Genomic DNA, 25,646 nt, shown 5'->3' on the forward strand with positions numbered 1-25,646 from the left:
TGAACGTATGTGTCATTTCTTTAGGTCCTTCTAGCAGTTGATTGGAGGGCAAGGCGAAGACTCCTGCGGGGAAAGTGGAACAGATGAGACCCCGCAAGGAGACTCATCGGCCACCCGCGGAAAGCGAAGACTTGCATGGAAATCAACTGCGGTGTCACAAGCAGTGCAGCTCATGCATACTATTTGTTTGTCTTTAGATTAGATTAATTTGGTAATATCTCAACCTCTTCTTAACTTTTCAGCTCACTTCCTCAGCTGATTTTTGCTTCATCAATAGAAACATTACACCTGAAATAACCGCAAAAACAGCTAAAATGTAAAAAGTAGAAGGCAACGGAATCACACTAACTAGTGACCCCATAGCTAAGCTGCTGACAACTGCTGAAGTTTGTATAGCTGTCATATATGCCGTCGTGGCTAGTCCAATTTGACGCGGGGCCAGTGACTGAGCATACACCATGCCAACTCCCATTGTAGCGGATAGAATGAAAGCATAAAATACTTGAAGCGCAATCAATCCACTCAGCGGTAAATGAAGGCTTGTTAAAACAAAATAAAGCACTTGGCAAGCTATGCCGATAACAAAGAAGCGTTTGACTCCGATTTTATCAGAAAAATAGCCTCCTAACGGCATAAATATTAGTTCAAAAACAGACGTAACGGTAAAAAGAATTCCTACAATTGAAACGGATTGCTTTAACGTATCCGTTATATACAGCGGCAAATACATAGAACGTCCGGAATCACCCGCAAAAATGAAAAGAGCCGCTACGAATACAGCTATTAATACAGAAGGTATACCAGCTGGCGCTTTTGAAGATGCATGTGCTGAAGGTTGAGGCATACTGTCTTCTTTAAGCGCAAAAAGAACCCACACTAAAGTTGCCAGCGATAACAACCCTGATAGTAAAAATAAAAGAGTATACCCTCCGTGGTCAATGATTAAAGCTCCGAGCATCGGTCCAAAAATATAGCCTTGTGAAAATGCCATTCGCACAGTACCGGTAATCGTACCTGCCTGCGATTTACTTTCTTCCTTTTTAACAATAAAATCATTCAGCAGAGCAAAGAAAAAAGAAAACGCATTAAACCCTCCTATAGCAAGTAAAATGAGTGCTATTGTATAAGAATGCGTAAACGCTAAGGGAACTCTTGAAATGGTTCCAATCAGTAAGGCCCAAATAATAAATGGCTTTCGTTTTCCCCATTTGTCTGATAAAGAAGCCAAATAAAACGAGACGATTAAACCAAGAATGCTCATTGGGACAAATAAAAATCCTGCTTGAAACGAAGTGGCGTGCAATGTATTTGTTGCCCAAACCGTTAAATAAGGCATAAAGCCGCCAACAGACAACCCAATAATAAATAATGAAATAAAAATCGTTCGAAAATCCCGGTCTGTAAATACAATCTTTATGCCTGATACAAACGAATTTTCTGCTTTCGACATAAACTCATTTCAACCCTTTCTATCCAGCTGTCAAACGTTCCATTTTCGCAAAAAAACGCACCTTTCTTCAAGAAACAGTAGAAGAAAGGTGTGTAAATGAAGGTTATTTTCCAATTTGTACAGCAATTTTTTCTTTTTGTTCTTCCTTGTTGATCAGCTCTTTGAATTTAGTTAAAAGAGGTGCTTTTAATTCTTCATCTTTTAACGCAAAAGCAAGGGTCGTAAAAATAAAATCTAATTTTTCCCCTGCATCATAACGTTCGCCTTCGAATTCGTAAGCATAAATAGAACGGTCTATATTCATACGCTGAATAGCATCCGTTAGCTGAATCTCCCCACCTTTTCCAGCTTCCTGCGTTTCAAGATAATCAAAAATGTCAGGTGTAAATACATAGCGTCCAATAATTCCTAAATTAGACGGAGCTTCTTCGACTGATGGTTTTTCTACAAAACCATTCACTTCGTATAATCGGTTTTTATTTGCTTTTGGATCTATAATCCCGTAACGATGAACGGCTTCTTCCTCTACGCGCTGCACGCCGATAACCGACGATCCCGTTTGGGTATACTGGTCAATCAGCTGTTTTAAACAAGGCTGATCTGGGTCTGTTAAGTCATCTCCAAGTAAAACTGCAAACGGTTCGTTTCCAATAAATTGTCGAGCACAGCCAATCGCATGGCCAAGGCCCTTCATTTCTTTTTGACGAACGTAATGAATATTCGCTAGTTCAGAGATATGCTCCATTTCCTCTAATAGTTCGGTCTTTCCTTTTTGATGAAGCAAGTGTTCTAATTGAATATTATGGTCAAAATGATTTTCAATCGCTTGTTTTCCGTTTCCTGTAACAATTAAAATATCTTCGATGCCTGATTTTAAGGCTTCTTCCACAATAAATTGAATGACGGGCTTATTTACAATTGGAAGCATTTCTTTTGGGATAGATTTTGTAACGGGTAAAAAACGAGTACCTAACCCTGCTGCTGGTATAACTGCTTTTTTTATAGTCTGCATATGATTTACTCCTCTCTGTTAGTTATCTAGCTGTCTTACATCTATTACGCTTTAACAGGTACCATCTTGAAAATTTCTTTCACACCTTGCTTGTATCCTCCCGCTGAGCGAAGTGATTCTCCGATTTGTTGTGCATGCTGTTTATATGTGTGAGTAGTTAAAACGTCGTTAACTGTATTTTTGATTAGCTCAGCAGATACATTATTTTTATCTAATTTCACGCCTGCTCCTAACTCCTGCACGCGATCGCCCACCATAAATTGATCCACTGCCATTGGAATAACGACAAGCGGTGTATCGTAGTATAATCCTTCACTGCTGCTGTTCATTCCGCCGTGAGTAATAAATAAATCTGCACGTTTTAAAATTTCTAGCTGCGGTACGTATTGTTTTACAACGAAGTTTTCTGGAATGTGTGCTAATTCTTCAGGTTTTGTATTTTTACCAATAGATAAAATAACTTTACCCTCAAAATCTTTTAATGCTTCTATACATAAGTTATAGATTTCTAGCTGCTGATTAAAAATAGTTCCCATAGAAACAAAAATAATTTTTTCATTTTCATTTTGTAAGTAAGAAGGATCTTCAATATCTAATCGTTTAACAATTGAAGGACCAATAAACTTGTACTCACTCGTAAATTCAGATACGTGCGGCTGAAAGAATTCTGACGTAAATATTAACGTAATATCCCCTGGATTTGACATAATGTCCATGGAGTCTTTTAACTCCGTATTATATTGGCTGTTGAACTTATTTAATGATTTTTCGAATTGAGGATAAAAGGAAGATTGGTCAGGTTCTGTTTGACCACTTGGCATCATACAAGTTGCTAACTCCTTATTTAACGCAAACGTCGTACAAAGAGAAACCTTTGGAAGCTGAAGAAGGTCGGCCACAGCGGAACCTGCTAAAAGGTGATAATCATAAAGTACATAATCATATGTTTCATGTTTCGTTTCACTCATAATTTTAGTAATAATATTTTCAGATTCATTTAAAAACAAATTCATTATTTCATAGCGGTCATAAGACTCTTCTTTGGTCATACGGTTGCTCATATCAAGACTTGGACGAAAATCTTCGTATTCACGAAATTCCGCTCCTGCTTTTCGGATTTTTTCAGCATAGTCTTCAATGCCGTAATAGACGACCTTCTCCCCTTGAGCCATTAATTCTTTTACAATTCCTAAAGAAGGGTTCACATGTCCTTCACCTGGAAAGCCTATTACTAATACATTTCCCATAACATCCATTCCTTTCACTTAGTTAATAATTAAATCACTTAATTATTCATTTGGTAAATTTATTGTATAGAAACTGAATTTACTATAAATTATCTTTATCGTAAAGTCATTAAGCGTTTTCAACTAAAAAAAGGTTAAATAGGCTCATTTTGGAATATAGTTATAAATTAACTCAAGAAAAACAAATATTGTAAAATTTATCTTGTTTGTAAATAGATGTATGCGCTTCAATATGATGAAAATAAAAAACACACCTAGCTACATTAAGCATAAGGTGTGTTTTTTATTTAGAAGTTATATAACTCCCATATATCTGATGTTTCTGAACCAATATACCAAGCTGCCGCCCCGCCTAAATGATAGTCATTAATTAATTTAACCCGGCGCTGCATAGATGCTTTGTCTTCGAGCCATATTTGATGCTTCGTACCATTTTCGGTGTATTCTACATAGTACTGAGAGGCTTGGCTGTCCCATTTTTTAGTTAACTTTTTAGAAGAGATAATTGCTTCGGCTTCTTTCATCGTTAAGTCTTTTGTGACAACTTTTTTGGTAGATAGATCCGTTTTCCATTCTCGCGTATAAAAAGGAACTCCCAGCAGGATTTTGTGTGCAGGTACATCTTTCATAAGAAGTTCTGTTCCTTCTTTCACCCAAGGCAGCGAAGCCACAGACCCTGGAACCTGACTCCCTCCCCAGTGTTCTTCATAACCCATCATAATGACGTAATCTGCCACTTGACCAATCTGTTTTCGATCAAAGCTTCCTGACCAAAACGGATCATTATTCTCTCGTGTTACGTCTACTGAAACGGTCATACCATGAGGCTTTAACGCTGCTTTTAATTCTTTAATAAATAAAACAAAATCTTGTTTGTTTTTGATATTAATATTTTCAAAGTCAACGTTAATACCGTCACTGTTTGTTTTCACAAGCGAACTTTCGACTGACGATACAAGCTTTTGCCGCTTTGCTTTATTGCCTAGGACGTCACTTGTCAGCACATCATCGAAATTGTTACCGATGAGCGGCCAGACTTTTTTGCCGTTTTTGTGAGCCGTTTGAACATACGATGGATTTATAGAAGATGAAACAACTTTGTCACTCCGCGTTAGCGTAAACCAGCGTGGTGAAACAACGTCTAAGTTCTTTTGTTTCATCGATTCTGCATAGCCTGCTGTTTTTTCATTAAAGCTCCAGCCCATAACTACTGGCTTATGCTTCTTTTGTCCTAAATCAGATTTTTTGATCCAGCCCTTTTTCCCTTCCAAAAGCTGTACTTGTACATAGTAATCAGGAATAATAAGCATTTGTCCAGGCTTAATATTTGTTGATGATAGCTGATTTAACTTTGTTAATTCAGTCGCTTTCACACCGTACTTTACAGAGATTTTCCAAAGCGTATCTCCTGATACTACTTTATGTAACAAGCCTTTTGGTGGTATTTTCAGCTTTTGCCCCGGAGTTAGCTCCGTCGTTTTTAGCTGATTTTGTTTTATTAGCTCGCTGACTGTTACACCATATTGTTTAGCTAGTAGCCATAGTGTATTTCCTGGCACTACTTTATGGGTGATAACTTGAGCTGCATCTCCCGCTTCAGATGAAATAGCAGGAAATTCTTCTCCTTTTTTCACTGTCTGAACAACCGAAGAATGCAAAGATGGAGAACGATACACATTTACATTATCACCTTTAACAGTGCCTACTGAAGAAGCAGCGTCTCCTTTACTTATTGGGGCCAATCCTCCACTGAAAAGACAGAGAATAAGTAGGCTCATACATATTTTCTTCATTTGATAATCTCGCCTCCCCACTTTTTGACATCACCTGTCTAGTTTACTACTCCTATAAGATAGAATCCTAGAGGTACATTGTGGTAAAGAAACGTCTGGGTATACGTCAAACTCAAATAAAAAAGCTTACCGTCCGATGACGATAAGCTTTCGTTTCTTATGCATTTCCCACTACATTTTGATCGTTAATATCCATATCAATTGTATTGGCGGTACTGGCACTGCTTGTAATATTCATAAAGTTTCCTGTGTTCCCGCTACCAGAACCGACTGTTGTAAAAGCTGTACTCTTTGGCTTAATAGCCAGACAATCACCAAACTCCACTGAAGATGAAACCAATACATTCGAGATATTTACGGCTCCTACTACCGATGGCATCTGCCTCTCCTCCTGTTCACTATCTATCTGCTATATGATATGAGCAGAAGGCTAAAAAGTAGCTTTTTCATCTTTTTAATTTTATTAAGGATCAATTCGTTTATACCTTGATTCTGCAAACATATATACTCCGTATGCCATAAGCCCGATTGATACGATAGCCAGCAGTACAGACCCAAAAGGACGCTGCGCTACTTCAGCAAGGGCTCCATCTAACCCTTTCGTTTCGTCTGGATCCGCTTGAAGAGCCGTGCGAATAAGAAAGAAGCCAATAATCCCAAAGACGATACTTCGAGCAATAATACCCGCTTTTCCAATATGCCCGCTCCATCGCCACTCTTCTTTTGACATTTCGTTTTTCTTTAGTTTTTTTAGGAAGCGTCCTGAAAGAGCCCAATATACTTGTCCAATCCCAAAGATAATAACGCCGATACCTGTAAGCGCAATGATGGTTTGCCCAAAGGGATAAGATAATAGCTTGGCTGATACCGTTTGATAATGCTTACCTGACGTATGAACGTGAGCATGAAGCAAAATTTTTATCGAACTCACACAAAGACTAATATAAAACGTGGCTACAACTAAATAGCCTAAACGAGTAAAAGCGCCTTTTACACCATGCCCAACGTGGTGAGGGTCAAAAATAGCAGAAATGATTTGCCAAAACGCATATCCACTTAAACCTACTGCCAAAACGATTAAAATTAAAAATCCAAACGGCTGCTTTGCAATTGTGTGTAGGGCCCCTTGAGAAGTAACTAAATCGCCTTTTAATCCGAAAGCTGTCTGAATCGCTAATATACCGATGACAAAATAGACCACACCTTGAGCTACATGACCAAACCGTGAAAAACGCACGACAAACGGCTTAGTGCGTTCTTTTAAGCGATGTAACTTTCGACCAAACGTATCTTTTTTAACAAATGGAGATTCACCCATACGTTTCCTCCTGCTTTTTGAAAACAAACTTTATTTTATAAAACACCTGAAAATAAGCGAGCAAATGACTCTTTCGAACGTTCTACTAAGCTTCGCTTGTAAAATGCTACTGGTTTGATCAAATGACTGTCTTCCATATCTTCTTCGTAATTTTTAATGAGCGTTTGAATCGTCTCTCCGTCAATTAAAAATGCATTCACTTCAAAGTTCAGATGAAAACTTCTCATATCCATATTTGCAGTACCGACCGAAGCCATATCTCCGTCGATAATCACAATTTTTTGATGCAAAAATCCTTTTCTATACGAATATACTTCAATTCCACATCGAAGAAGTTCGGCAAAATATGATCTTGTTCCATATTGAGTCAGAAAGCCATCATTAATTTCCGGCACCATAATTCGTACTTCTACACCTTTTCTAGCCGCAATACGAAGAGCAGTTCTTATAGCTTCGTTTGGAACAAAATAGGGGGTAGAAATCCAAATTGACTTCGTCGCGCTTGTAATCATTGTATAATAATAGTCGCTCATATTTTCCTGCGTATCTGGCCCCGTCGCCACTACCTGAACGAACCCTTCTCCTTCAACACGATGAGGTTTTGTATACGCTTCATTATGAATTAAGCATTCTCCAGAAACGTATTCCCAGTCAAACATAAAAATTGAGTGCAGCGTTTGAACAGATTCACCTCTTAACATCAGGTGGGTATCTCGCCAAAAACCGATTTTTTTATTTTTCCCTAAGTACTCATCTCCTACATTTAGTCCTCCTACAAAACCTACTTCCCCATCAATTACAACTATTTTACGGTGGTTTCGAAAGTTAAATTTTTGATTAAAAAATCCATACTTAATAGGTAAGAAAGGATGCACTTTAACATTCGCTTTCTTCATTCGCTTAATATCTGAACCCGATAATGTAAAGCTTCCCATTGTATCAAACGTAAAGCGCACTTCTACACCTTCGCTTGCTTTTTTAATTAAAATATCAATGATTTCTTTTCCTAACGAATCTGAGTGAAACATGTAGTATTCCATATGAATAAAATGTTTGGCTGACTGCAAATGCTTTTTGATTTCGTTAAACGTTTCTTGCCCGTTCTTAAGGACGTAGGTTTTTGTATGAACATTCATCTTTGTCAAAGATACACATTGAAGATACTGAGCAAAGTAACGCTGATGAGATTGAAGCGTTGATAGATCAGGCGTCGTTTCTTTATCTGCCATCTTTCTAAGCATCTCTCGGTTATGCATACGCTTTTTTTTGAACATATGCCCCTTTAAATAGAGCTGTCCTGAATACAAATAAAAGAAAAAGCCTGCAACAGGGAAGAAAAAGAGGACATACATCCAAACCAACGTACTTTCAGGCGTTCGATTTTCAAGCATAAGTGAATACATACAAATGAAAATGATGACACCATATAATCCAACTAAGGCATACTTCCAATGAATATCAATAGAGGTAAAAAAGAAAGCATAAATTGAAAGTAAAATAATAAATAAAAAAATAAAGTCCAACCGGCGTTTTTTCATAAAAGCTCTCCTAAAAACAAACTGTATTGTATCACTTGCCTACCTTTCATATGAGGTAGTATATGGAATACACAGAATTCTTATCATGCATGCTACATAAAATGTACATATATTTGCACAAAAAGCAGTTTAGCCGCTTAAGCAACTAAACTGAACTACCTCAGACAAGCATCATTCATATACCTATACCCTGGATGGTAAAACAAAAAACCTCCTTACAGGGAGGTTTTTTCACTGGCTTTTCAAGCATCGATGCCTTTTTATGAGTTAGTATAACCAGACTCTTTTTCTTTTTTAGGCCAAACGAAATTAGAAAGAGATAATAAGAAATCAATTCCTACAATAACTGTCCAAACTTCCACTACATTTTGCAGCACGTTAGTTTTTCCATTTGGTACTATATACATCATCGCCGCTAAAAGAGCTGCCCCAATAGCGTAAGCAATAAGATGCTGTATCCATGATTTAAAATAATGCTTTGCATATTCTATTCCATAGCGCTTACGAGGTTTTTCTCCGCTTTTCATCACATAATATTGAAAGCGTTCGTCTGCCCATTGAATCATACTTTTTCCAAAAGCAATCGAAATTCCAATATACACGGCTGCAATAGCGTGAGCATAAGTCGCTGTAGCACCTCCGTAAAGGTCTATGCTCGTCACAATCAGAAGAAAAAAATCAACAACAGGTGTTAAAGCTAAAATAAAAAAACTGAGCTTTTGTTTTTTAAACATATACCTTGTTGCTAATCCTAAAATGATGACTATCCAAAAAGCGATTTCACATGCAATAATCATCCAGGCTATTAAATTCAAATAATCCCCTCTCTTCCTCTCGTTCAACGAATAGATAATAGGTTTTAAATAAAAAATTTTATGCATAAGTTTATTTTTATGTATATACATCCTGCTTCATAACCCTACGGCTTATTCCATCCTCAGCTGAGTTCTAAGATTCATTGAAACGTATTTGCTAGGCGGGTCTTTTAAATCGATATCTATAATACTCCCAGCTCATTCCTACCGCGACTCCAATCGAATAGGCTAGTATATCGCTCCATAAGAAGCCATACCCCAAAATGAGCCCTCCTAGCGCAGTCTTTCTTATGTCATCAATCCACGGAGCGTGATACAGCTGTGTAAATTCAATGAAGTAACAAAACACTATAGCAAACATACCAATCATTTTTGTCTTCCATGTAGGAAACAAAAAACCCGCACTGACAAAAATCATTAAGGCCCATAACGAATCTCCCGCATATATATTTACGATGTGAGGAAGATACGCAGTAAGTTTTCTTGATAAAAGACCTGCTCCCATGATAACAATAGCTAGAAGCAGGTATACCCATCTATTTCTTTTATTCATTTCAAACTCCTTTTTCTTCTTAAATGCTTCGTCACAATAAGCCTTCACTGTATAATTTTATCAGAACCGCAAACTGTTAAATACCTCTTTTTTTCATTTTTTACAGCTTCCCCCTACGTATATATGACAAGTGTCATAGTTTCTATATGACACGTATGTCTTAAATAGTCAGAAAAATCCCTTTATACTGAGGATAATATACGGTGATGAAAGGAATTTCATATGACTATACAAAAACAAAAGAATTTACGAAAACAAGTTGCACCCTTTGAAAAAGCAGTAATGAAAGACAGCATAAGACAATTGATTAATACTTTTTTACCTTTTTTCACACTATGGTTTCTCGCTTATGAGAGCCTTTCAATTTCTTATTTTTTAGCATTTCCGCTAACTGTTATCGCAGCAGGATTTTTAGTAAGAATATTCATTATTTTTCATGACTGTTGTCACTACTCTTTCTTTAAGAGTAGACAACACAATAAAATTCTCGGAACAATTACCGGTGTGTTAACGATGTTTCCTTACAGTCAATGGGGACATAGCCATGCCATTCACCATGCAACAAGCAGCAACTTAGATAAAAGAGGTACGGGTGACATTTGGGTGTTAACCGTAACGGAATATAAAGAAGCTTCTATTTGGAAAAAAATCGCTTACCGTATCTATCGCAACCCGTTCGTTATGTTCGGCGTGGGACCTATATATGTATTTTTGATTACAAACCGATTCAATCGAAAAAATGCGAAGAAAAAAGAGAGAATGAACACGTATCTTACAAATGTATTGATTGTTGCATTAGCAGCAGCGACCTGCTGGTTGGTAGGTTGGCAGGCGTTTGTATTAATTCAAGGACCGATTTTCTTCATTTCAGGTTCAATTGGAATTTGGCTGTTTTATGTACAGCATCAGTTTGAAGATTCTTATTTTGAAGAAGATGAGCACTGGGATTATGTAAAAGCAGCCGTTGAAGGAAGTTCATTTTACAAGCTTCCAAAACTTTTGCAATGGCTAACAGGCAATATCGGGTTTCACCACGTACATCATTTAAGCCCAAGAGTGCCCAACTATAAGCTTGAAGCTGTTCATCAACACACACAGCCTCTTCAAAATGTACCAACCATTACACTCGCAACAAGCCTTCGCTCTCTTCGATTCCGTTTATGGGATGAAGAAAACAAAATGTTTGTGAGCTTTAAAGAAATAAAAAAACGCTCAGCTGCACCAAAAGCAAGCAGAATTTCTTCTCAAACAAAAGCAGAACTTTAATAAAACAGTCAAGCTTTCAAAAGCTTGACTGTTTTATCTATTCGCCTAAACTTATTTCATTCTACTTTGTGGTAAACTAATAGTGTATTTTAACAAACAAATGAGGTTCTTTATGAAAAAATATACGTTTTTCCAAAAAATCACTGGGCTATCTCCTTACATATGGACGGTATTTGCCATTTTACCATTTTATTTTATCTTACAGTCTTCATCCATGAATCACATTATTCTTGGCTCTTTACTAACCATCTTATTTTTTATTTTCTATCGTTTTGCATTTGTTTCAACAGACAAGTCCGTTTACGTATGGACGGCTTTATTAATCGTCATTTCCTTAGCCCTAACAACGATTTTTAATTATATTTACTTTGCCTTTTACTTCGCTTTTTTTATCGCTTATTTTATTGGAAATATCCAAAAACGGCTCGCTTTCTTCACTTTGTATGCTGTTCATTTGATCAGCACCGTTATTTCGGTAAACTTTAACGTTGTTATGCAAGAAGAGATCTTTTTAAAACAGCTGCCTTTCATTTTTGTAATTTCCATTAGTGTAATTGTACTGCCATTTAGCATTTATAACCGGAAGAAGCGAGACCGGCTGGAAGAACAGCTGGAAGATGCAAATAAACGTATTTCTGAGCTTGTAAAACAGGAAGAGCGCCAGCGTATAGCTCGCGACCTGCACGATACGTTAGGACAAAAGCTGTCTCTTATCGGTCTAAAAAGTGATTTAGCAAGAAAACTTATTGCAAAAGATCCTGAAAAAGCAAAATCTGAATTAAAAGATGTCCAGCAAACAGCGCGCACGGCTCTTAATGAAGTAAGAAAAATGGTTTCTCAAATGCGTGGAATTCGCCTTAGCGAAGAACTAAAACGCGTTCAAGAGCTTTTAGAAGCTGCCGAAATTACGTTTGTAGGAGAAAAGGATATTTCATTAGAGAATGTGTCTTTGCTAATTGAAAATATTCTGAGCATGTGCTTAAAAGAAGCCGTAACCAATGTGGTCAAACATAGTCAAGCCACCGTTTGCACGATTACTTTACATCAGTCTGCAAAAGAAGTAGGCATAACGGTAGAAGACAATGGAGTGGGTATTAATACGAAAAAAACCTGCTGGGAAGGAAACGGGCTTTTAGGAATGAAAGAGCGGTTGGAGTTTGTAAACGGCCATCTTGATATCTCCAGTCAAGGGGGGACGATTATTCATATTACAGTTCCAAACATCGTCAAACATATTAAGGAGGAACAATTATGATTCGAATTGTCATTGCCGAAGATCAGCAAATGATGTTAGGAGCTTTAGGCTCTTTGTTAAATTTAGAAGATGACATGGAAGTTGTCGGAAAAGCTTCAAATGGGGAACAAGCGGTATCACTTGCTAAGCAGCACCAGCCAGACATATGCGTAATGGACATCGAGATGCCACTTAAAACTGGGCTTGAAGCTGCAGAGGAACTGAAAGATTTAAACTGCAAAGTCATCATTTTAACAACGTTCGCTCGCTCTGGCTATTTTCAAAGAGCTTTGAAAGCAGGCGTAAGTGGCTACTTGCTAAAAGATAGTCCAAGTGAAGAACTCGCAAATTCAATTCGAAGCGTGATGGCAGGCAGACGCCTCTATGCTCCAGAATTAGTGGATGACTTATATAGTGAATCTACCAGTCCTCTTACTGCTAGAGAGAAAGAAGTATTAGCTCTAGTAGCTGATGGAAAAAACACAAAAGAAATTGCTGACGAACTATCTATTAAGACCGGAACAGTGCGCAACTATATTTCTACCATTCTGGACAAACTCGAAGTAAAGAATCGCATTGAAGCCATTACTCGCTTTAAAGAAAAAGGATGGTTCAAATGAAAAAAGCATGCATCAAACCGAGATGCATGCTTTTTAATCATTTGGGAGTTTATCGTACCCTAATTTGTCGATGATCACGACATGCTCGGGGAATTCATCAAGCAGCTGCTGTTTTGTGAATAATTCAAAGTCACGGAAATCAAAGCCTGGTGCGACCATACACCCTACCAGGGAAAACGTATTCTCATCTGCGACAGAGGAACCGAAAATGGTATCTCTTGGAACTAAAAATTGAGGAACTTCTCCATTTTCTAAGTTTGTACCTAGTTTTACTTCTTGATAGGTTCCGTCGCGGTAGATAATATGAATGGTTAAAGAACTTCCCCCATGATAGTACCATAATTCATCTGATTGCAGCCGGTGGAAATGCGATACATCTTGAGACCTTAATAAAAAGTAAATACTCGTATATAGAAATCGTTTGTCATCAAACTGCGATGACACTTCTTTATCAGAAATTTCATCATTAGAACGATAGGTTTGTTTATAAAACCCTCCTTCTGGATGAGGCTGCAGCTCAAGCTTTGAAATCCAATATTCCCAATTGTGTAAATCCATTACGTTCCTTCCCTTCCTTTTTTCTTTTATCATTAACTACATCATAGTAAATCATTCTTTCTAACACAACAAACGGCTTCATTATTCCATTAGGAAAATGAAGCCGCTTACCACCGGTATCTTATCATTACATCCTACCCTTTCTGTTAGCACGGCTATATCTATACCTGCTAGAATGGCAGCGATGAAATAAATACGTCATATACAAATCTAACTGAAATCGATCTCCCTCAATGAAACATTGAAACGGCTGTTCTTTATCTTGATAAATTTCCGCAGATGAACGCTGCTTAAACGGGACAATATTCATCTCTTTTCCCCCTCAGACAGATGTGCTTTTTAGTGTAAATGCTGATGACAAACGTAATATTTTTTGATAAAAGTGAGGGCTGCCTGTGCATCTTGAATGCCAAGCTTTTTACAAACGCCCGCTAACATGAGCAGTTTGTACATAACCAGCTTTTGATTATTGGTTGCCAGTACGTAATAAACAATCGTATTAGCAACTGCCCGCGGTAATCTTATTTTTTTCAACTCATATAACGCAGCAGACGAAGACATGCCTGCTTCGTTTAAAATTTGCTCGGTTGTGTACGTCTCCAAATAGCGAGCAAGCTTTCTTTCTTTATTGTTAAATATACCTTTAGAATCGTTCATTTTCTCTCCCTCTGTTATTTTAATAATCCATTAAACGCTGCATTAATTAGCCATAATGCGATAGCTCCCCCTGATAAATAAGTGCTGAGATAGAATATTAGCTCCATATACCTCCCTCCCATTTCTATCTTACCCCTTCATTTCTTTAGCTGCAGTGATATTCATCACAGTAAAAAGTGTATTGTTGAGCTGCCGAATAGCTCCGCAAAAGAGCTCGTGAGAAAGGTCTCACGAGCTGGTTAGTTAGCATTTTTATTTTCGGATAATGCGTTTAAAAATCATAATAATTAATAATACAACCACAATAACAAGCAAAAATTTCAACATGAGTTGTCCATCCCTTCAAATCAGTAAATCGTCTTTCATTAGTAAGTAGTTACCCTGTTTCGTTTTTTATAAACTGCTGACTGCTTATTTCATGCCAAAAATTATATAATAGTAGAAAATGAGCTTAAATTAGCCCTACATATAAAACATAAACGGGAGTATAACCATGACTGACTATCTTCAAACATTTCTGCTTGAACATTTAGAAGCAGCAGAGCTTATTAGTGTTCTCTTGAACATCCTTATTAGCATTACGGGCGTATTTCCAAGCGCGCCCCTTACGTTCGTAAACGTAAAATTATTTGGTTTTTGGAATGGATTTTTACTTTCTTTTATTGGAGAAATTTTAGGTGTAGCTCTCTCTTTTTGGCTGTACCGAAAAGGTTTCCGTACACTTGTTCATACCAAAACACCTTCTCACTCCAAGTGGCTAAAGCTGCTGCGCGTACAAGGGAAAGAGAGTTTTATATTCATTCTTTCTTTACGATTACTTCCCTTTGTTCCATCAGGCCTCATTACATTCTTCAGTGCTGTAGGAAAAGGCTCCTTTGCGGTATTCATTTCTGCTAGCGCACTTGGAAAAATTCCAGCGCTTTTTATTGAAGTTTATTCGGTTTATCATATTTCACAAGGATCTATGCAAGGAAAAATCATCTTAGTGGTTTTATCCATTATTTCACTTTTTTATATAAGTAAAAAATGGAAGAAAAAAGCTTAACAGACTATAAAAAGGGAAGACTATCTAAAAATAAATAAAAACATTATCCTATGTAACTGTAATAAGATAACGTATTGGAGATGGTCCATTGATTTTCCTGTTGGTTTCTGCAAGTATTATTGTTCCTATTATCATGCTTTTTTTCTCACTAAAGTGGAAAGGAGCAGAACTAGTTTTTAATACGCTAGCCCTTCTTTCAGCGCTAGTATTTGGAAATATAGCCGCTGCTTCTATCTATCGTATCTTAAAAAATCATACTGTTTTTATGACGAGCATTCATGCAATCTTTTTAAATTCAGCTTTTTTATTAACCGGTGCATACCTTGGAATCTATGTATTGTATAAACTGTTAGCTCTGACCTTAAATGTAAAACAGCGTACTATGTGAAAATAGTACGCTGTTTTTTTAAGTGCAGTTTATTTTATGATTCCAGTTGGTATACATAGAGGTGAACCATCAACCGGATTTTGAATGATAGTTGATGATAAATTAAACACATCCCTTATCATTTCTTCTGTAAATACTTGAGCAGGAGAACCTTCTTTGTAAATCTGACCGTTTGAAATACTGATTAAATGATCTGCATAGCGAGCTGCTTGGTTTAAATCGTGCAAGACCATCACAATTGTACAATTTCTCTTTTGGTTTAAGAAACGAAGAAGTTCAAGCACTTCAATCTGATGAGCTAAATCTAAATATGTGGTAGGCTCGTCCAAAAGCAGAAGCTCCGTACCCTGTGCTAATGCCATTGCAATCCAGGCCCTTTGACGCTGTCCTCCAGAGAGCGCATCCAGTGTGCGATGACTTAAATTAGACAGTTTAGTTGCCTGTAAAGCCTCATCTACAATTTGATGATCTTCAGCAGAATAGCGAGCAAATAAGCCTTTATGAGGGTGACGACCATAATAGCATAGCTCTTTTACTGTTAAATCTTCAGGAGCTTCAGGAGCTTGAGGCAAAATAGCCAGTTTTTTTGCTACTTCTTTTGATGAATGTTGATGAATATCTTTTCCGTTTAAATAAATATTTCCTTCTGTCGGCTTTAATAAACGCGCCAATGAACGAAGGATTGTTGATTTTCCGCAGCCATTTGATCCAATGATTATGCTTATCTTTCCTTCTGGAATGTGAAGGTCAATATCGCGAATAACTGAAGTTGAATCATATGATAGCGAAAGTTTTTCCGCAGTTAACTTTGTCATTAATCTTCCTCCTTTCTCCTATTTTTTCTGTTCACGCCGCAGTAAATATAGAAAATAAGGGGCACCAATAACGGATGTTACGATTCCAGCTGGAATCTCAATGGGCGGCACAACCCCTCTTCCGAGACTGTCAGCAATTATCAGGAATAAAGCACCTACTGCTGCTGAAACTGGTAACAAGAACTTCGACCGACTCCCTACTAACCTCCTACTAATATGAGGAGCAATTAAACCAATAAATCCAATTGACCCAACTACAGCTACAGATAAACCGGTTAATATCACAGCCATACTCAATAGTGTATAACGAACGTACTTTGTTCGCTCTCCTAGGCCAACTGCAATCTCATCTCCTAAATTTAAAATATCGAGCTTAGATGCAAATATAATAATAAAAGGAACAAGTACGACGCAAGGAATTAACATCAAAAGCTCACTCCAGCCTCTTCCCCATAAACTTCCTGTAAGCCAAAGAAGAGTTGTATTCACGTCATCTGGAAACTTAATCATAAAATACTGAATTCCAGCCTGGCAAATAGCTCCTAAAGCTACACCCACTAAAGCCAGCGTATGAGTTTTAGCTCCTTGAGAATAGGAAAACACCATGAGTATAACGGCGATGACCGATGCTCCTAAAAAAGCTGAAAGCGGCAGCAGAAGCATAGAAGCAGCTGGAAATACAATTAAGATAAAAACGGCGAATAGCCCTGCTCCTTTTGTTACACCGATAACATCAGGAGAAGCAAGCGGGTTTTTTAATATCCCTTGCAAAATAGCTCCTGCTACCGCTAAAGCCGCACCGACCACAATAGCAATGAGGGTACGTGGAATGCGATAATTTGTTAAAATAAAGGAACTACCTTGGGAACTACCTACTATTTGCTGAAAGATTTCTGCAGGGGAAATATAAACGGCTCCTACTCCTAAGCTAATTACAACCGTGATGATTAAACATAGCAATAAGATACTTAATATTTGATAAGGGTGTTTTCTTTTCATTGCTTAATATTCCTCCCTTTTCTAGCAAGATATAAAAAGAAAGGAGCTCCGATAAGAGCTGTTACAATCCCTACTGGCGACTCAAAAGGATAGGCAATGAAACGAGAAAGTACATCGGCATAGACAAGCAAAATGGCTCCTAATAGAGCTGAAAATGGCAGGATTCGCTGGTAGTCTCCTCCTACTAATTTTCTAGCTATGTGAGGTACAATGAGACCTACGAACCCAATTGGCCCCGCAACGGCAACAGATGCACCTGCAAGCATAATGACTAGTATACCTGCAAAAAAGCGAATCCATTTTACCTTTTCGCCTAAACCCGTTGCCATATTCTCTCCTAACACTAGAATCGATATAGAACGAGATGATACAAAAGCTAGAAGAAGACCTAGAAATGACCAAGGTAACAAAATTTTTACATGAGTCCAGTCTTTCCCGTTAATAGAACCTACAAGCCAATACAAAACGTCCGTAGCTTGTTCATTTAACACAATCACTCCTTGAGTAAGCGACGATAAAAATAAATGCACGGCCATTCCGGCAAGTGCTAGTTTCACATGAGTTGTCTTTCCGCCCGATGCGAACAAATAAACCGTTATTCCTCCTAAAGCTGCTCCTAAAAAGGCAATATAAACAGTTGATTGAGAGGTAAAATCAGGAAATAGAATAAAAGCTATTACAATCGCTAATGAAGCACCTGCATTTACCCCAAACACTTGGGGTGAAGCAAGCGAATTTCGTGTAATAGCTTGCATCAATGCTCCAGCAGCTGCCAAGCTGGCTCCAATAAGAGCTGCCAGCACGGCTCTTGGCAACCTGAGCGTCTGTACGATCGTTGTCTGCTTAGAGTCATCAGGAGCAAAAATTGCTTTAATTACTTCTGTAAAACTAACTGCAGAGGATCCCACAGCGACATGTAAAATCATTCCGATGATTAACAAGCAAACACTAGCTACCAACACAATGTATTTATTTATTTTTTGCTTTTGGACAAGATTTGTCATTTCCAACACACTTTCTACAGTTTTCTTTTCTAAACAAATAGAAGCAAGAATAGAATAACTATTCTCGCCTCTTTGTCAGATTCCGTTATATTACTGCTGCTTATTGTTTAGTAACTTAACCGTATCTTTTCCAATTGCCTCAGCTGAAATTACCCCTCGGAATCTTGTCCATAAATCACGGTCTACTACAAACACTTTATCATTTTTAACAGCTTTTAAATTTTCCCAAAGAGGATTTGTTTTCCATTCATCCGTTACAAGTTTGCCTTCATTATTTGCTAGGATTAAAATATCTGGATTAATGTCTGACAACTGTTCTAAATTCATTTCAGCATATGCTTCTTTGTTCTGCACAGCGTTCTTCAACCCTAGCTTTTCAAGAAACTCTCCGTCATAAGAAGAAGACGTATGCGCTTGGAAAGAAGTATCTCTGACAACTGCTGGTAAGACTGTCTGACCACTTTCTTCTTTTAACTCATTTTTTAATTTCGAAATCGTTTCTTCATGCTCATTTAATCGCTGCTCTGCTTTTTTTTCTTTTCCTACTGCTTTTGCAATTGTTTTAAATGAGTCTATATTTTCTTCATATGTAGATTCACGACTTTTTAATTCGATTGTAGGTGCAATTTTGTTTAATTCTTTATAAATTGCTTTATGACGCTGCACATCGGCGATGATTAAGTCCGGCTGCAGGGAACTAATTACTTCTAAATTCGGCTGTTGACGTGTTCCTACTGAAGTATAGTCAATCTTTCCACCTACAAGTTTTTTAATCATATCTTTTTTGTTGTCGTCTGCAATCCCTATTGGCTTCATTCCTAAACCTTGCAGAGCATCCACAAAGGATAGTTCAAGAACAACTACTTTTTTAGGATTTTTAGGAACTTTCGTTTTTCCAAGCTCATGCTGAACAGACACCTTTTGGTTATTATCTGAATTTTCTTTCGAAGAATTTTGATTTGACCCGCATCCTGCTAGAACAAATAAAATAGCAACAATAGTAGCTATACTGAGAAGTCTAATCTTTTTAACTTGCTTCATTTTAATGCTTCCTCCTATGTATATACTCTTGATGACGCTGATAATCATTATCATCAATGTTATCTGTTAATTCAAGATGAGTCAATAGTTTTCTCATAATACGGGACATATTTTGAATAAATAACAAAAAAATCCTTTCACTTCTTTTTGAAAAAGCTTTATTCCCTTTCCTTTTTACGATACACTATGTATAAGTTGACCAAACACAACTTTATTGCACTAATACATTTTAGATAAACTTAATTTTGGAGTGAAAATAATGAATTCGTCTCTATTACAAATGAATACTATATTTATTAGTATTCTTATTGAAGCTCTTCCTTTTGTATTATTAGGCGTGATCATTTCAGGAATTATTCAAATTTTTGTAACGGATGAAATGATGGCTCGAGTTATTCCTCAAAATAAAATAGGTGCTGTCATATTAGCTAGTGTGATTGGAGCTCTTTTTCCAGCCTGTGAATGTGGAATTGTTCCTATTACTAGGCGCTTAATGGCAAAAGGGGTTCCCCTTTATGCTGCCATTCCTTTTATGTTAACAGGCCCTATTATTAATCCTGTTGTTTTATTTTCTACCTTTGTAGCTTTCGGAAATGATTGGAAAATAGTATTTTATCGGGCAGGAGTAGCTTTTATTGTTTCCTTACTTGTAGGTCTTATTTTAAGTGTTCAATTCAAAGCACCTCAGACAAAACGTGAGGTTCATTTGCATACTTCCCCCAAGAAAATGAGTGAGAAAGTTTCACAATCGATTCGTCATACTATTGATGAGTTTTTTTCTGTTGGGAAATTTTTAATTATTGGTGGATTAATTGCCGCCGGCATGCAAACGTTCGTGAAGACCTCTACTTTACTTTCATTGGGACAAGGAAATGTTTCATCAAATGCGGTAATGATGGGACTTGCCTATGTATTATCGCTTTGTTCCTCTGCAGATGCGTTTATCGCTTCCTCGTTTCGCAGTACGTTTACAGATAGTGCTATTGTTTCATTCTTGGTATTCGGTCCAATGTTTGATATCAAGAATACGCTGATGATGCTAAGCCAGTTTAAGACTAAATTTGTCTTTACGCTTTTGGCGTATGTCTTCATTTTAGTACTTATTGTTTCGATTTTAATTGTTCATTAGTAAGGAGGGATTTGGCATGATTCGTATTTTAATTTTAATAGGGTTTACATTCATCTTCATGCACCTTCATGCAACTGGGGATATCTCAAAATATATCAATATGAAATATTCCTGGATTTCATTTTGCACCATCTTTGTCCTTTGGTTCTTGACCATTGCAGAATTAATCTTTTACATGATAGGCCCTAAAAAACATGATGATGATTGTAGCTGTGGATGCGTCCATAATCAGCAAGATGGCAAATGGAAACGAAGAGTATGGTACCCAATTTATATTTTACCTGTACTCACGGTCTTATTTTTACCTGTCGCAACCCTTGATTCTAATATTGTTGAAGCTAAAGGGTTTCATTTTCCTATTTATGACAAAAAGGACCCTTATTCTTCTCATCAATTTTTACAGCCTGACACAAGTTCTTTTTACGGAGAAGAAGCCTATGACAAGATGATTCATCGTGATCTTAAAAAGTTTTCTAAAGGAGAAAATATCAACTTAGAAGACGAGGAATTTTTAAATGCAATGGAGACTATTTACCGATATCCTGGTGAATTCACTGACAAAACCATTTCTTTTAAAGGATTTATGTATCAAACGAAAGAATTAAAAAAGAATCAATATTTTCTCTTTCGCTTTGGTATCATTCATTGTATTGCAGATTCAGGGGTGTTTGGAATGCTTATTGAGTTTCCAGATGATGTTACTTTTAAAAATGATGACTGGGCAACGGTTACAGGAAAAATTAGTACAATGTATTACCAGCCGTTCAAAAAAACCATCCCTGTTGTGAAAGTAACAAAAGTAAAGCGTGAGCAGTCTCCAAAAGACCCTTATGTATATCGAAATAACCAATAATAAAAAGCCGTTCTTATTTAGAAGAACGGCTTTTTACATTAATGAACAAATTCCATTTTTTCTTCGATTTTATGAAATTTCTCATAAAATTCCTGCGCTGAAATCGGTTTGGAGAAATAGTATCCCTGCACTTCATCACATTTTTCTTTATGAAGAAGTTCTACTTGTTCAACTTCTTCTACACCTTCTGCTACGACGGATAGCTGCAAACTTTTGGCTAGTGTAATAATGGCTCTGACAATCGATACTTCCGTTGTATTAGGATCTAAATCTTTAATAAAAGACCGGTCAATTTTCAGCGTATGAATAGGCAGCTTCTGAATATAGCTGAATGAGGAATATCCTGAGCCAAAATCATCAATCGAAATAAATACTCCTGCATCTTTTAAAATTTGTAGCTTTTCGATTGTTTGCTCAACATGCTTCATCGTTACACTTTCCGTAATTTCAAGTTCTAAATATCGTGATTCTAACTCTACTTCACGCAAGACATCTAACACATAATCAACAAAATCAGTTGTACCAAAATCCACGCTTGATATGTTCACACTCATTTTTAAGGGAGGAAGTCCTTTCAGCTGCCAATACTTATTTTGATGGCACGCTTTTTTTAATACCCATTTCGTCAATGTAACAATCACGCCTGTTTCTTCAGCAATCGGAATAAACTCTGCGGGAGAAATAACGCCCATCTCGGCGTGAGTCCACCGGATCAAAGCCTCCACTCCAACAATATGGCCACTTTGAATATTGACTTTCGGCTGATAATGAAGCTCCATTTCGCCCAGCTCAAAAGCCTTTCGTAAACCATCTTCGATTCTCATTCGTCGCGTAGTATGAACCTGCATTTCTTTTTGATAAAACAGATAATGATTACGCCCTTGTTTTTTGACTTCGTACATCGCTAAATCAGCATGGCGAACTAGCACCTCAAGCGCCTTTCCATCTTTAGGAAATAAACTAACTCCGATGCTTACCCCTAAATAAACATCTCTCGACAGCACTACAAAAGGAGTGGATAAGCAGTCATTTAATGATTGACAGATTTTTCTTACTTCTTCATCCGTCCTATCATGCAGTAAAACTAAAAACTCATCTCCTCCAAAACGTGAAAGAACATCTTGGTTTCTTAGGCAACTCTTCATTCGATCGACCACCTGAAGCATAAGCTGATCTCCAGCATGATGACCAAGCGTGTCATTTACCTGTTTGAAACGATCGAGGTCTAAAAATAAGAAATGAAGCTTTTTTCCTGAAGCAGCTGCTGAATCAATGGATTTCTCTACAATGTTTGAAAACATACTTCGATTTGGTAAATCTGTTAGCATATCGTGAAAAGCCATATATTGAAGCGATTCTTGAGCTTTTTTCTGCTCCGTTACATCTCTAGTTACTGTCTGAAAAAGGGTCTCTCCATTAATTTGAATGAGCGTAGATTTTACTTCTAAAAAGAGTTCCTTACCTAACGCATTAAACATTTTCAACTGAGCTAATGGAGGTCTTGGCTCATCTTTTCTATCTCTTACTGCCTTCAATCCTTTTTTAATATCAGGAACTTGTTCAGATGAAAAGAAATCATATAACGATTTCCCAACGAGCTGGTCTTCGGTTACTCCTAAAAGCTGAATCATAGCATCATTCACGGACACGACCTCTTCTTCTCGATGGACCATAATTGCCAATGGAGAAGAGTAAAACAAGTTTTCATAACGATTTTTTGCTTCAATCAACGTTTTTTCCGCTTCACGCTCTTGCGTCATATTGCGTATATACAGCATATACTCAACCGTCTCTTCAATCGCTACCGCCATCACCGTTATCTCAACCGTAACTTCTCTATTACTTATCAAAAGGGAGTGCTCAGTCCGTCCGTCTTGTAGAGAAGAAAATTTATAGAAGGGCAGCAGCTTAACAACATCACTCCCGATTACATCTGATGCTTTAAGAGAGAAAAGCGTTTCTGCTGCATAATTGAGCGATAAAACATGTCTTTTTTCATCAATCACCAAAATAGCATCCAGGGCAGATTCAAAAAAAGCCCATTTTAAAACTTCTTGTTTTTGTACGCGTCGATCCATAAAAATGGTTAAAAACACAGCCGTAAATAGGCAGACAACAAAAAAAATAATAACGGCGGATAAATATAGTGGATTTAAAGCAAAACCGTTTGATTGTTCAGGCATTCGCATTCCTGAAAAAGAAGCTGCCTGCATACCCGTATAGTGCATACCAGCAATAGCAATGCCCATAATAGTAGAACAAATAAGCTTAGCAAAAACGGTAAGCTTCCCTTCATTTAGCTTTGAGTAAAAACCAAGCCACAAAGCTGTATTAGAAGCAGCAACAGCAATAAGAATAGAGAGAAAAACGACAAATGGATCATATGAAATCATAATGGGCTCCATTGCCATCATGCCGGAATAATGCATAAAAACAATTCCAGCTCCCATAAAGCTCCCCGCAATGGTGAGTGCCTTCATGCTTTTCTTTTGTTTGTGAATGAGGTAAAGGCCTATATAACATCCTGTTATCGCTCCCAAGATTGAGAGAAGAACAAACCATAAATTGTATGAAACATCTACGGGCAAGTGAAAAGCAAGCATGGCAATAAAATGCATGGACCAAATGCCTACTCCCAATGTAAATGCCCCGCTGATTAACCAAAACTGAATAAATTTTGCCCGGGAAATTTTCACACGATTAGCTAACCCAAAAGAAGCGTACGCCGCAGTAATAGCGATAATGAAAGAAAGTGTAACGAGTAACTCATTGTACGTCCCTTCTAGTAAATGTGTATGATGATTCATTCATGACCTTCCTTCAATTCGTTCTTTTCTTTGTTATCGGTTAAGGCCTAAAAATATTTACTATTTCAAAAGAACTTCTGTTGGATTTACTTCTTACTTTTTGAGCGTCCTGACAATATCGCGCTCACTTTTTCTTTATTGACGGTGTATAAACACGTACAATCATCTGACTTATACGCCTCTTTTAATTGAAACGAGAATTTTTTTAAAAGCGTAATTGAATCTTTATTATTAGGATCGACCTTTGCTTCAATCTCCCGTATATGAAACTCTTCAAAAGCTTTTTCTAGCAAAAGGCAGAGCGCTTCTGTCATGAGGCCTTTTTTCCAAAAAGGTCTGCCTAAATCATACCCAATCTCTGCTTGCTTTTTACCATAATCAATACGGTTTAGACCGCAGGTTCCAATGATCTCATCGGAAGTCTTTAATCGAATAGCATAGCGTATTGCTTTTCCTTCTTTCGTCAAACTTTGAAGAAGTGCAATCATGCTTTCCGCTTGATAAAGCGTCGTAAAGGGCTCAATATTCATATATCTCGTAACCTCTTCATCCGACCAATATGCAAAAACTTTAGAAGCATCTTTTTCTTGAAGAGGAGATAAATATACCCTCATCTATGTTCTCCCTCCTTTTGATGAATGATGGAGCAAGACATTTTCATCTGCGCCTCTTTCACATCTTAAAAAATCTCACATGGTGCACGGAACATGTGAGATTTGACATTTAACTATTTTTTGATTGTGCATCGCGCAGCTGCGTATATAAACGATTAATTGCTACAGTCATTGACTGTTCATAGGAATGATGATCATAATAAACCGCTATATTTTTTAACATTTCATATGTTTGATGATCAAGCTGCACCTCAAGCGTAATTTTTTCGTCAATTGTTGCTGTTTGCAAATGATGAGGCAAGTCCTCTTTTGTAGACACTTGCTCTGCAATATGAATTGCTTCTTCTACTGTTTCAATTCGGCCGTACTGATGCACCCATCTTCTGCCCATTTCAATCGTATCTTTTACAAACTGACGATTGGTAATGGTATCTTTAATATTAAATTGATGATCCGCCACATATACAGATTGATACAAGATTACACTGATCACTTCGTCTTTTAAATTTAATTTTCTCAGCTCATCAATTAAATCCGCTATATATTTAGGTAAAGGACTAAATGTCCCTCGCACTTCCTTAATTAAATCCATGGCAATGGATTCAGTTGAATTGCGTTTAAATGCTTTTATAATATCTATCATTACATGTTCGTTTGCCATACATACACCACCATTTATGAATCGAATAATTTCATGCTCCTTGCTAATTGGCATAGACATTCACTATTCGTTTAAAATATATACTATTATTCTATTATATAAAAAATATGAATAAGTTGGTATAGGATGAATGATTTATCATTATTTTTTCATAAAATTTTATGAAAAAGAACATGTTTATCTATTACTAGCACAAATCCAGCACTGCAAACAACGGTCTCGCCAAAAT

Annotated in this window: 27 protein-coding genes; 8 read left to right on the forward strand and 19 right to left on the reverse strand. The window is 37.1% G+C overall.

What is annotated here, in order from left to right; genetic code table 11:
- Window positions 1–37: 37 nt before the first annotated feature.
- Complete coding sequence (locus tag ACRPLY_RS05935) at window positions 38–202, forward strand: hypothetical protein (RefSeq protein WP_432231663.1); 165 nt, start codon at window positions 38–40, stop codon at window positions 200–202.
- A 36-nt stretch (window positions 203–238) separates the two neighbouring features.
- On the opposite strand, the gene ACRPLY_RS05940 is transcribed toward ACRPLY_RS05935, so the two are convergent.
- The 9 genes from ACRPLY_RS05940 to ACRPLY_RS05980 form a co-directional block, all read right to left on the reverse strand.
- Window positions 239–1,450 carry an MFS transporter gene (locus ACRPLY_RS05940; protein ID WP_033578470.1) on the reverse strand — a complete coding sequence of 404 codons (1,212 nt, stop codon included), beginning with the start codon at window positions 1,448–1,450 and terminating at the stop codon, window positions 239–241.
- A 103-nt stretch (window positions 1,451–1,553) separates the two neighbouring features.
- Window positions 1,554–2,462 (reverse strand): UTP--glucose-1-phosphate uridylyltransferase GalU, encoded by a 909-nt coding sequence (gene galU, locus ACRPLY_RS05945; RefSeq protein ID WP_028413994.1) that lies wholly within the window; start codon window positions 2,460–2,462, stop codon window positions 1,554–1,556.
- Between the two features lie 44 nt (window positions 2,463–2,506).
- A complete protein-coding gene (locus ACRPLY_RS05950; protein ID WP_033578469.1) occupies window positions 2,507–3,709 on the reverse strand; it encodes a macrolide family glycosyltransferase in 1,203 nt (400 codons plus the stop codon).
- Between the two features lie 287 nt (window positions 3,710–3,996).
- Window positions 3,997–5,502 carry a LysM peptidoglycan-binding domain-containing protein gene (locus ACRPLY_RS05955; RefSeq protein WP_432231664.1) on the reverse strand — a complete coding sequence of 502 codons (1,506 nt, stop codon included), beginning with the start codon at window positions 5,500–5,502 and terminating at the stop codon, window positions 3,997–3,999.
- Window positions 5,503–5,659: 157 nt separating this feature from the next.
- Entirely contained in the window at window positions 5,660–5,881 is a 222-nt protein-coding gene (locus ACRPLY_RS05960) for a spore germination protein (RefSeq protein ID WP_028413997.1), read from the reverse strand.
- Between the two features lie 84 nt (window positions 5,882–5,965).
- Complete coding sequence (locus tag ACRPLY_RS05965) at window positions 5,966–6,820, reverse strand: DUF1206 domain-containing protein (protein ID WP_033578468.1); 855 nt, start codon at window positions 6,818–6,820, stop codon at window positions 5,966–5,968.
- Window positions 6,821–6,855: 35 nt separating this feature from the next.
- Window positions 6,856–8,358 carry a cardiolipin synthase gene (gene cls, locus ACRPLY_RS05970; protein ID WP_432231665.1) on the reverse strand — a complete coding sequence of 501 codons (1,503 nt, stop codon included), beginning with the start codon at window positions 8,356–8,358 and terminating at the stop codon, window positions 6,856–6,858.
- 260 nt (window positions 8,359–8,618) lie between these two features.
- Window positions 8,619–9,173 (reverse strand): hypothetical protein, encoded by a 555-nt coding sequence (locus ACRPLY_RS05975; protein WP_432231666.1) that lies wholly within the window; start codon window positions 9,171–9,173, stop codon window positions 8,619–8,621.
- A 157-nt stretch (window positions 9,174–9,330) separates the two neighbouring features.
- Entirely contained in the window at window positions 9,331–9,726 is a 396-nt protein-coding gene (locus ACRPLY_RS05980) for a DUF2809 domain-containing protein (protein WP_251439045.1), read from the reverse strand.
- Window positions 9,727–9,948: 222 nt separating this feature from the next.
- On the opposite strand from ACRPLY_RS05980, the gene ACRPLY_RS05985 reads away from it, so the two are divergent.
- The 3 genes from ACRPLY_RS05985 to ACRPLY_RS05995 all read left to right on the forward strand — a co-directional run bounded on the left by ACRPLY_RS05985 (window position 9,949) and on the right by ACRPLY_RS05995 (window position 12,846).
- Entirely contained in the window at window positions 9,949–10,992 is a 1,044-nt protein-coding gene (locus ACRPLY_RS05985; RefSeq protein ID WP_028414002.1) for a fatty acid desaturase, read from the forward strand.
- 112 nt (window positions 10,993–11,104) lie between these two features.
- Complete coding sequence (locus tag ACRPLY_RS05990) at window positions 11,105–12,247, forward strand: sensor histidine kinase (RefSeq protein ID WP_028414003.1); 1,143 nt, start codon at window positions 11,105–11,107, stop codon at window positions 12,245–12,247.
- Complete coding sequence (locus ACRPLY_RS05995) at window positions 12,244–12,846, forward strand: response regulator transcription factor (RefSeq protein ID WP_013056197.1); 603 nt, start codon at window positions 12,244–12,246, stop codon at window positions 12,844–12,846. Before ACRPLY_RS05990 ends, ACRPLY_RS05995 begins: the two co-directional genes overlap by 4 nt.
- Window positions 12,847–12,879: 33 nt before the next feature.
- Here ACRPLY_RS05995 and ACRPLY_RS06000 read toward each other — a convergent pair whose 3' ends face one another.
- The 3 genes from ACRPLY_RS06000 to ACRPLY_RS06010 all read right to left on the reverse strand — a co-directional run bounded on the left by ACRPLY_RS06000 (window position 12,880) and on the right by ACRPLY_RS06010 (window position 14,061).
- Complete coding sequence (locus ACRPLY_RS06000) at window positions 12,880–13,404, reverse strand: cupin domain-containing protein (protein ID WP_289578843.1); 525 nt, start codon at window positions 13,402–13,404, stop codon at window positions 12,880–12,882.
- Window positions 13,405–13,531: 127 nt separating this feature from the next.
- A complete protein-coding gene (locus ACRPLY_RS06005) occupies window positions 13,532–13,714 on the reverse strand; it encodes a hypothetical protein (protein ID WP_047751346.1) in 183 nt (60 codons plus the stop codon).
- A gap of 29 nt (window positions 13,715–13,743) precedes the next feature.
- The gene (locus ACRPLY_RS06010) at window positions 13,744–14,061 is read right to left on the reverse strand and encodes a hypothetical protein (RefSeq protein WP_028414006.1); all 318 of its coding nucleotides are present in this window, start codon (window positions 14,059–14,061) and stop codon (window positions 13,744–13,746) included.
- 493 nt (window positions 14,062–14,554) lie between these two features.
- On the opposite strand from ACRPLY_RS06010, the gene ACRPLY_RS06015 reads away from it, so the two are divergent.
- Both ACRPLY_RS06015 and ACRPLY_RS06020 read left to right on the forward strand, forming a co-directional pair.
- Window positions 14,555–15,106 (forward strand): TVP38/TMEM64 family protein, encoded by a 552-nt coding sequence (locus tag ACRPLY_RS06015; RefSeq protein WP_432231667.1) that lies wholly within the window; start codon window positions 14,555–14,557, stop codon window positions 15,104–15,106.
- An 88-nt stretch (window positions 15,107–15,194) separates the two neighbouring features.
- Window positions 15,195–15,494: a hypothetical protein gene (locus tag ACRPLY_RS06020; RefSeq protein ID WP_028414008.1), complete on the forward strand. Its 300-nt coding sequence runs from the start codon at window positions 15,195–15,197 to the stop codon at window positions 15,492–15,494.
- Window positions 15,495–15,523: 29 nt separating this feature from the next.
- On the opposite strand, the gene ACRPLY_RS06025 is transcribed toward ACRPLY_RS06020, so the two are convergent.
- The 4 genes from ACRPLY_RS06025 to ACRPLY_RS06040 form a co-directional block, all read right to left on the reverse strand.
- Complete coding sequence (locus ACRPLY_RS06025; protein WP_432231668.1) at window positions 15,524–16,309, reverse strand: ABC transporter ATP-binding protein; 786 nt, start codon at window positions 16,307–16,309, stop codon at window positions 15,524–15,526.
- 18 nt (window positions 16,310–16,327) lie between these two features.
- Entirely contained in the window at window positions 16,328–17,308 is a 981-nt protein-coding gene (locus tag ACRPLY_RS06030; protein WP_028414010.1) for a FecCD family ABC transporter permease, read from the reverse strand.
- Window positions 17,305–18,312: a FecCD family ABC transporter permease gene (locus tag ACRPLY_RS06035; protein WP_028414011.1), complete on the reverse strand. Its 1,008-nt coding sequence runs from the start codon at window positions 18,310–18,312 to the stop codon at window positions 17,305–17,307. The genes ACRPLY_RS06030 and ACRPLY_RS06035 overlap by 4 nt, the downstream gene beginning before the upstream one ends.
- Window positions 18,313–18,402: 90 nt before the next feature.
- Window positions 18,403–19,353, reverse strand: a complete 951-nt coding sequence (locus tag ACRPLY_RS06040) for an ABC transporter substrate-binding protein (protein ID WP_028414012.1) — start codon at window positions 19,351–19,353, stop codon at window positions 18,403–18,405.
- 259 nt (window positions 19,354–19,612) lie between these two features.
- Between ACRPLY_RS06040 and ACRPLY_RS06045 the strand changes: the two genes are divergently transcribed.
- A complete protein-coding gene (locus tag ACRPLY_RS06045) occupies window positions 19,613–20,482 on the forward strand; it encodes a permease (protein ID WP_033578462.1) in 870 nt (289 codons plus the stop codon).
- 16 nt (window positions 20,483–20,498) lie between these two features.
- Window positions 20,499–21,335 (forward strand): TIGR03943 family putative permease subunit, encoded by an 837-nt coding sequence (locus ACRPLY_RS06050; RefSeq protein ID WP_028414014.1) that lies wholly within the window; start codon window positions 20,499–20,501, stop codon window positions 21,333–21,335.
- A 38-nt stretch (window positions 21,336–21,373) separates the two neighbouring features.
- Here the strand turns inward: ACRPLY_RS06050 and ACRPLY_RS06055 are convergent, their stop codons facing one another.
- From ACRPLY_RS06055 to ACRPLY_RS06065, 3 genes are all read right to left on the reverse strand, one after another.
- Window positions 21,374–24,142 carry a bifunctional diguanylate cyclase/phosphodiesterase gene (locus tag ACRPLY_RS06055; RefSeq protein ID WP_432231669.1) on the reverse strand — a complete coding sequence of 923 codons (2,769 nt, stop codon included), beginning with the start codon at window positions 24,140–24,142 and terminating at the stop codon, window positions 21,374–21,376.
- 86 nt (window positions 24,143–24,228) lie between these two features.
- Window positions 24,229–24,756 carry a GNAT family N-acetyltransferase gene (locus ACRPLY_RS06060; RefSeq protein WP_028414016.1) on the reverse strand — a complete coding sequence of 176 codons (528 nt, stop codon included), beginning with the start codon at window positions 24,754–24,756 and terminating at the stop codon, window positions 24,229–24,231.
- A gap of 109 nt (window positions 24,757–24,865) precedes the next feature.
- Window positions 24,866–25,417, reverse strand: a complete 552-nt coding sequence (locus ACRPLY_RS06065) for a hypothetical protein (RefSeq protein WP_013056190.1) — start codon at window positions 25,415–25,417, stop codon at window positions 24,866–24,868.
- Window positions 25,418–25,646: the final 229 nt, after the last annotated feature.

Source organism: Priestia sp. TGN 0903 (assembly GCF_050846855.1).
Classification (GTDB): Bacteria; Bacillota; Bacilli; order Bacillales; family Bacillaceae_H; genus Priestia; species Priestia zanthoxyli.

What these genes read in the sequence shown, in the direction of transcription:
- ACRPLY_RS05940 (WP_033578470.1), bottom strand. Translation starts at nt 1,450, where the DNA reads ATGTCGAAAGCAGAAAATTCGTTTGTATCAGGCATAAAGATTGTATTT.
- galU (WP_028413994.1), bottom strand. Translation starts at nt 2,462, where the DNA reads ATGCAGACTATAAAAAAAGCAGTTATACCAGCAGCAGGGTTAGGTACT.
- ACRPLY_RS05950 (WP_033578469.1), bottom strand. Translation starts at nt 3,709, where the DNA reads ATGGGAAATGTATTAGTAATAGGCTTTCCAGGTGAAGGACATGTGAAC.
- ACRPLY_RS05955 (WP_432231664.1), bottom strand. Translation starts at nt 5,502, where the DNA reads ATGAAGAAAATATGTATGAGCCTACTTATTCTCTGTCTTTTCAGTGGA.
- ACRPLY_RS05960 (WP_028413997.1), bottom strand. Translation starts at nt 5,881, where the DNA reads ATGCCATCGGTAGTAGGAGCCGTAAATATCTCGAATGTATTGGTTTCA.
- ACRPLY_RS05965 (WP_033578468.1), bottom strand. Translation starts at nt 6,820, where the DNA reads ATGGGTGAATCTCCATTTGTTAAAAAAGATACGTTTGGTCGAAAGTTA.
- cls (WP_432231665.1), bottom strand. Translation starts at nt 8,358, where the DNA reads ATGAAAAAACGCCGGTTGGACTTTATTTTTTTATTTATTATTTTACTT.
- ACRPLY_RS05980 (WP_251439045.1), bottom strand. Translation starts at nt 9,726, where the DNA reads ATGAATAAAAGAAATAGATGGGTATACCTGCTTCTAGCTATTGTTATC.
- ACRPLY_RS05985 (WP_028414002.1), top strand. Translation starts at nt 9,949, where the DNA reads ATGACTATACAAAAACAAAAGAATTTACGAAAACAAGTTGCACCCTTT.
- ACRPLY_RS05990 (WP_028414003.1), top strand. Translation starts at nt 11,105, where the DNA reads ATGAAAAAATATACGTTTTTCCAAAAAATCACTGGGCTATCTCCTTAC.
- ACRPLY_RS05995 (WP_013056197.1), top strand. Translation starts at nt 12,244, where the DNA reads ATGATTCGAATTGTCATTGCCGAAGATCAGCAAATGATGTTAGGAGCT.
- ACRPLY_RS06000 (WP_289578843.1), bottom strand. Translation starts at nt 13,404, where the DNA reads ATGGATTTACACAATTGGGAATATTGGATTTCAAAGCTTGAGCTGCAG.
- ACRPLY_RS06005 (WP_047751346.1), bottom strand. Translation starts at nt 13,714, where the DNA reads ATGAATATTGTCCCGTTTAAGCAGCGTTCATCTGCGGAAATTTATCAA.
- ACRPLY_RS06010 (WP_028414006.1), bottom strand. Translation starts at nt 14,061, where the DNA reads ATGAACGATTCTAAAGGTATATTTAACAATAAAGAAAGAAAGCTTGCT.
- ACRPLY_RS06015 (WP_432231667.1), top strand. Translation starts at nt 14,555, where the DNA reads ATGACTGACTATCTTCAAACATTTCTGCTTGAACATTTAGAAGCAGCA.
- ACRPLY_RS06025 (WP_432231668.1), bottom strand. Translation starts at nt 16,309, where the DNA reads ATGACAAAGTTAACTGCGGAAAAACTTTCGCTATCATATGATTCAACT.
- ACRPLY_RS06030 (WP_028414010.1), bottom strand. Translation starts at nt 17,308, where the DNA reads ATGAAAAGAAAACACCCTTATCAAATATTAAGTATCTTATTGCTATGT.
- ACRPLY_RS06035 (WP_028414011.1), bottom strand. Translation starts at nt 18,312, where the DNA reads ATGACAAATCTTGTCCAAAAGCAAAAAATAAATAAATACATTGTGTTG.
- ACRPLY_RS06040 (WP_028414012.1), bottom strand. Translation starts at nt 19,353, where the DNA reads ATGAAGCAAGTTAAAAAGATTAGACTTCTCAGTATAGCTACTATTGTT.
- ACRPLY_RS06045 (WP_033578462.1), top strand. Translation starts at nt 19,613, where the DNA reads ATGAATTCGTCTCTATTACAAATGAATACTATATTTATTAGTATTCTT.
- ACRPLY_RS06050 (WP_028414014.1), top strand. Translation starts at nt 20,499, where the DNA reads ATGATTCGTATTTTAATTTTAATAGGGTTTACATTCATCTTCATGCAC.
- ACRPLY_RS06055 (WP_432231669.1), bottom strand. Translation starts at nt 24,142, where the DNA reads ATGAATCATCATACACATTTACTAGAAGGGACGTACAATGAGTTACTC.
- ACRPLY_RS06060 (WP_028414016.1), bottom strand. Translation starts at nt 24,756, where the DNA reads ATGAGGGTATATTTATCTCCTCTTCAAGAAAAAGATGCTTCTAAAGTT.
- ACRPLY_RS06065 (WP_013056190.1), bottom strand. Translation starts at nt 25,417, where the DNA reads ATGGCAAACGAACATGTAATGATAGATATTATAAAAGCATTTAAACGC.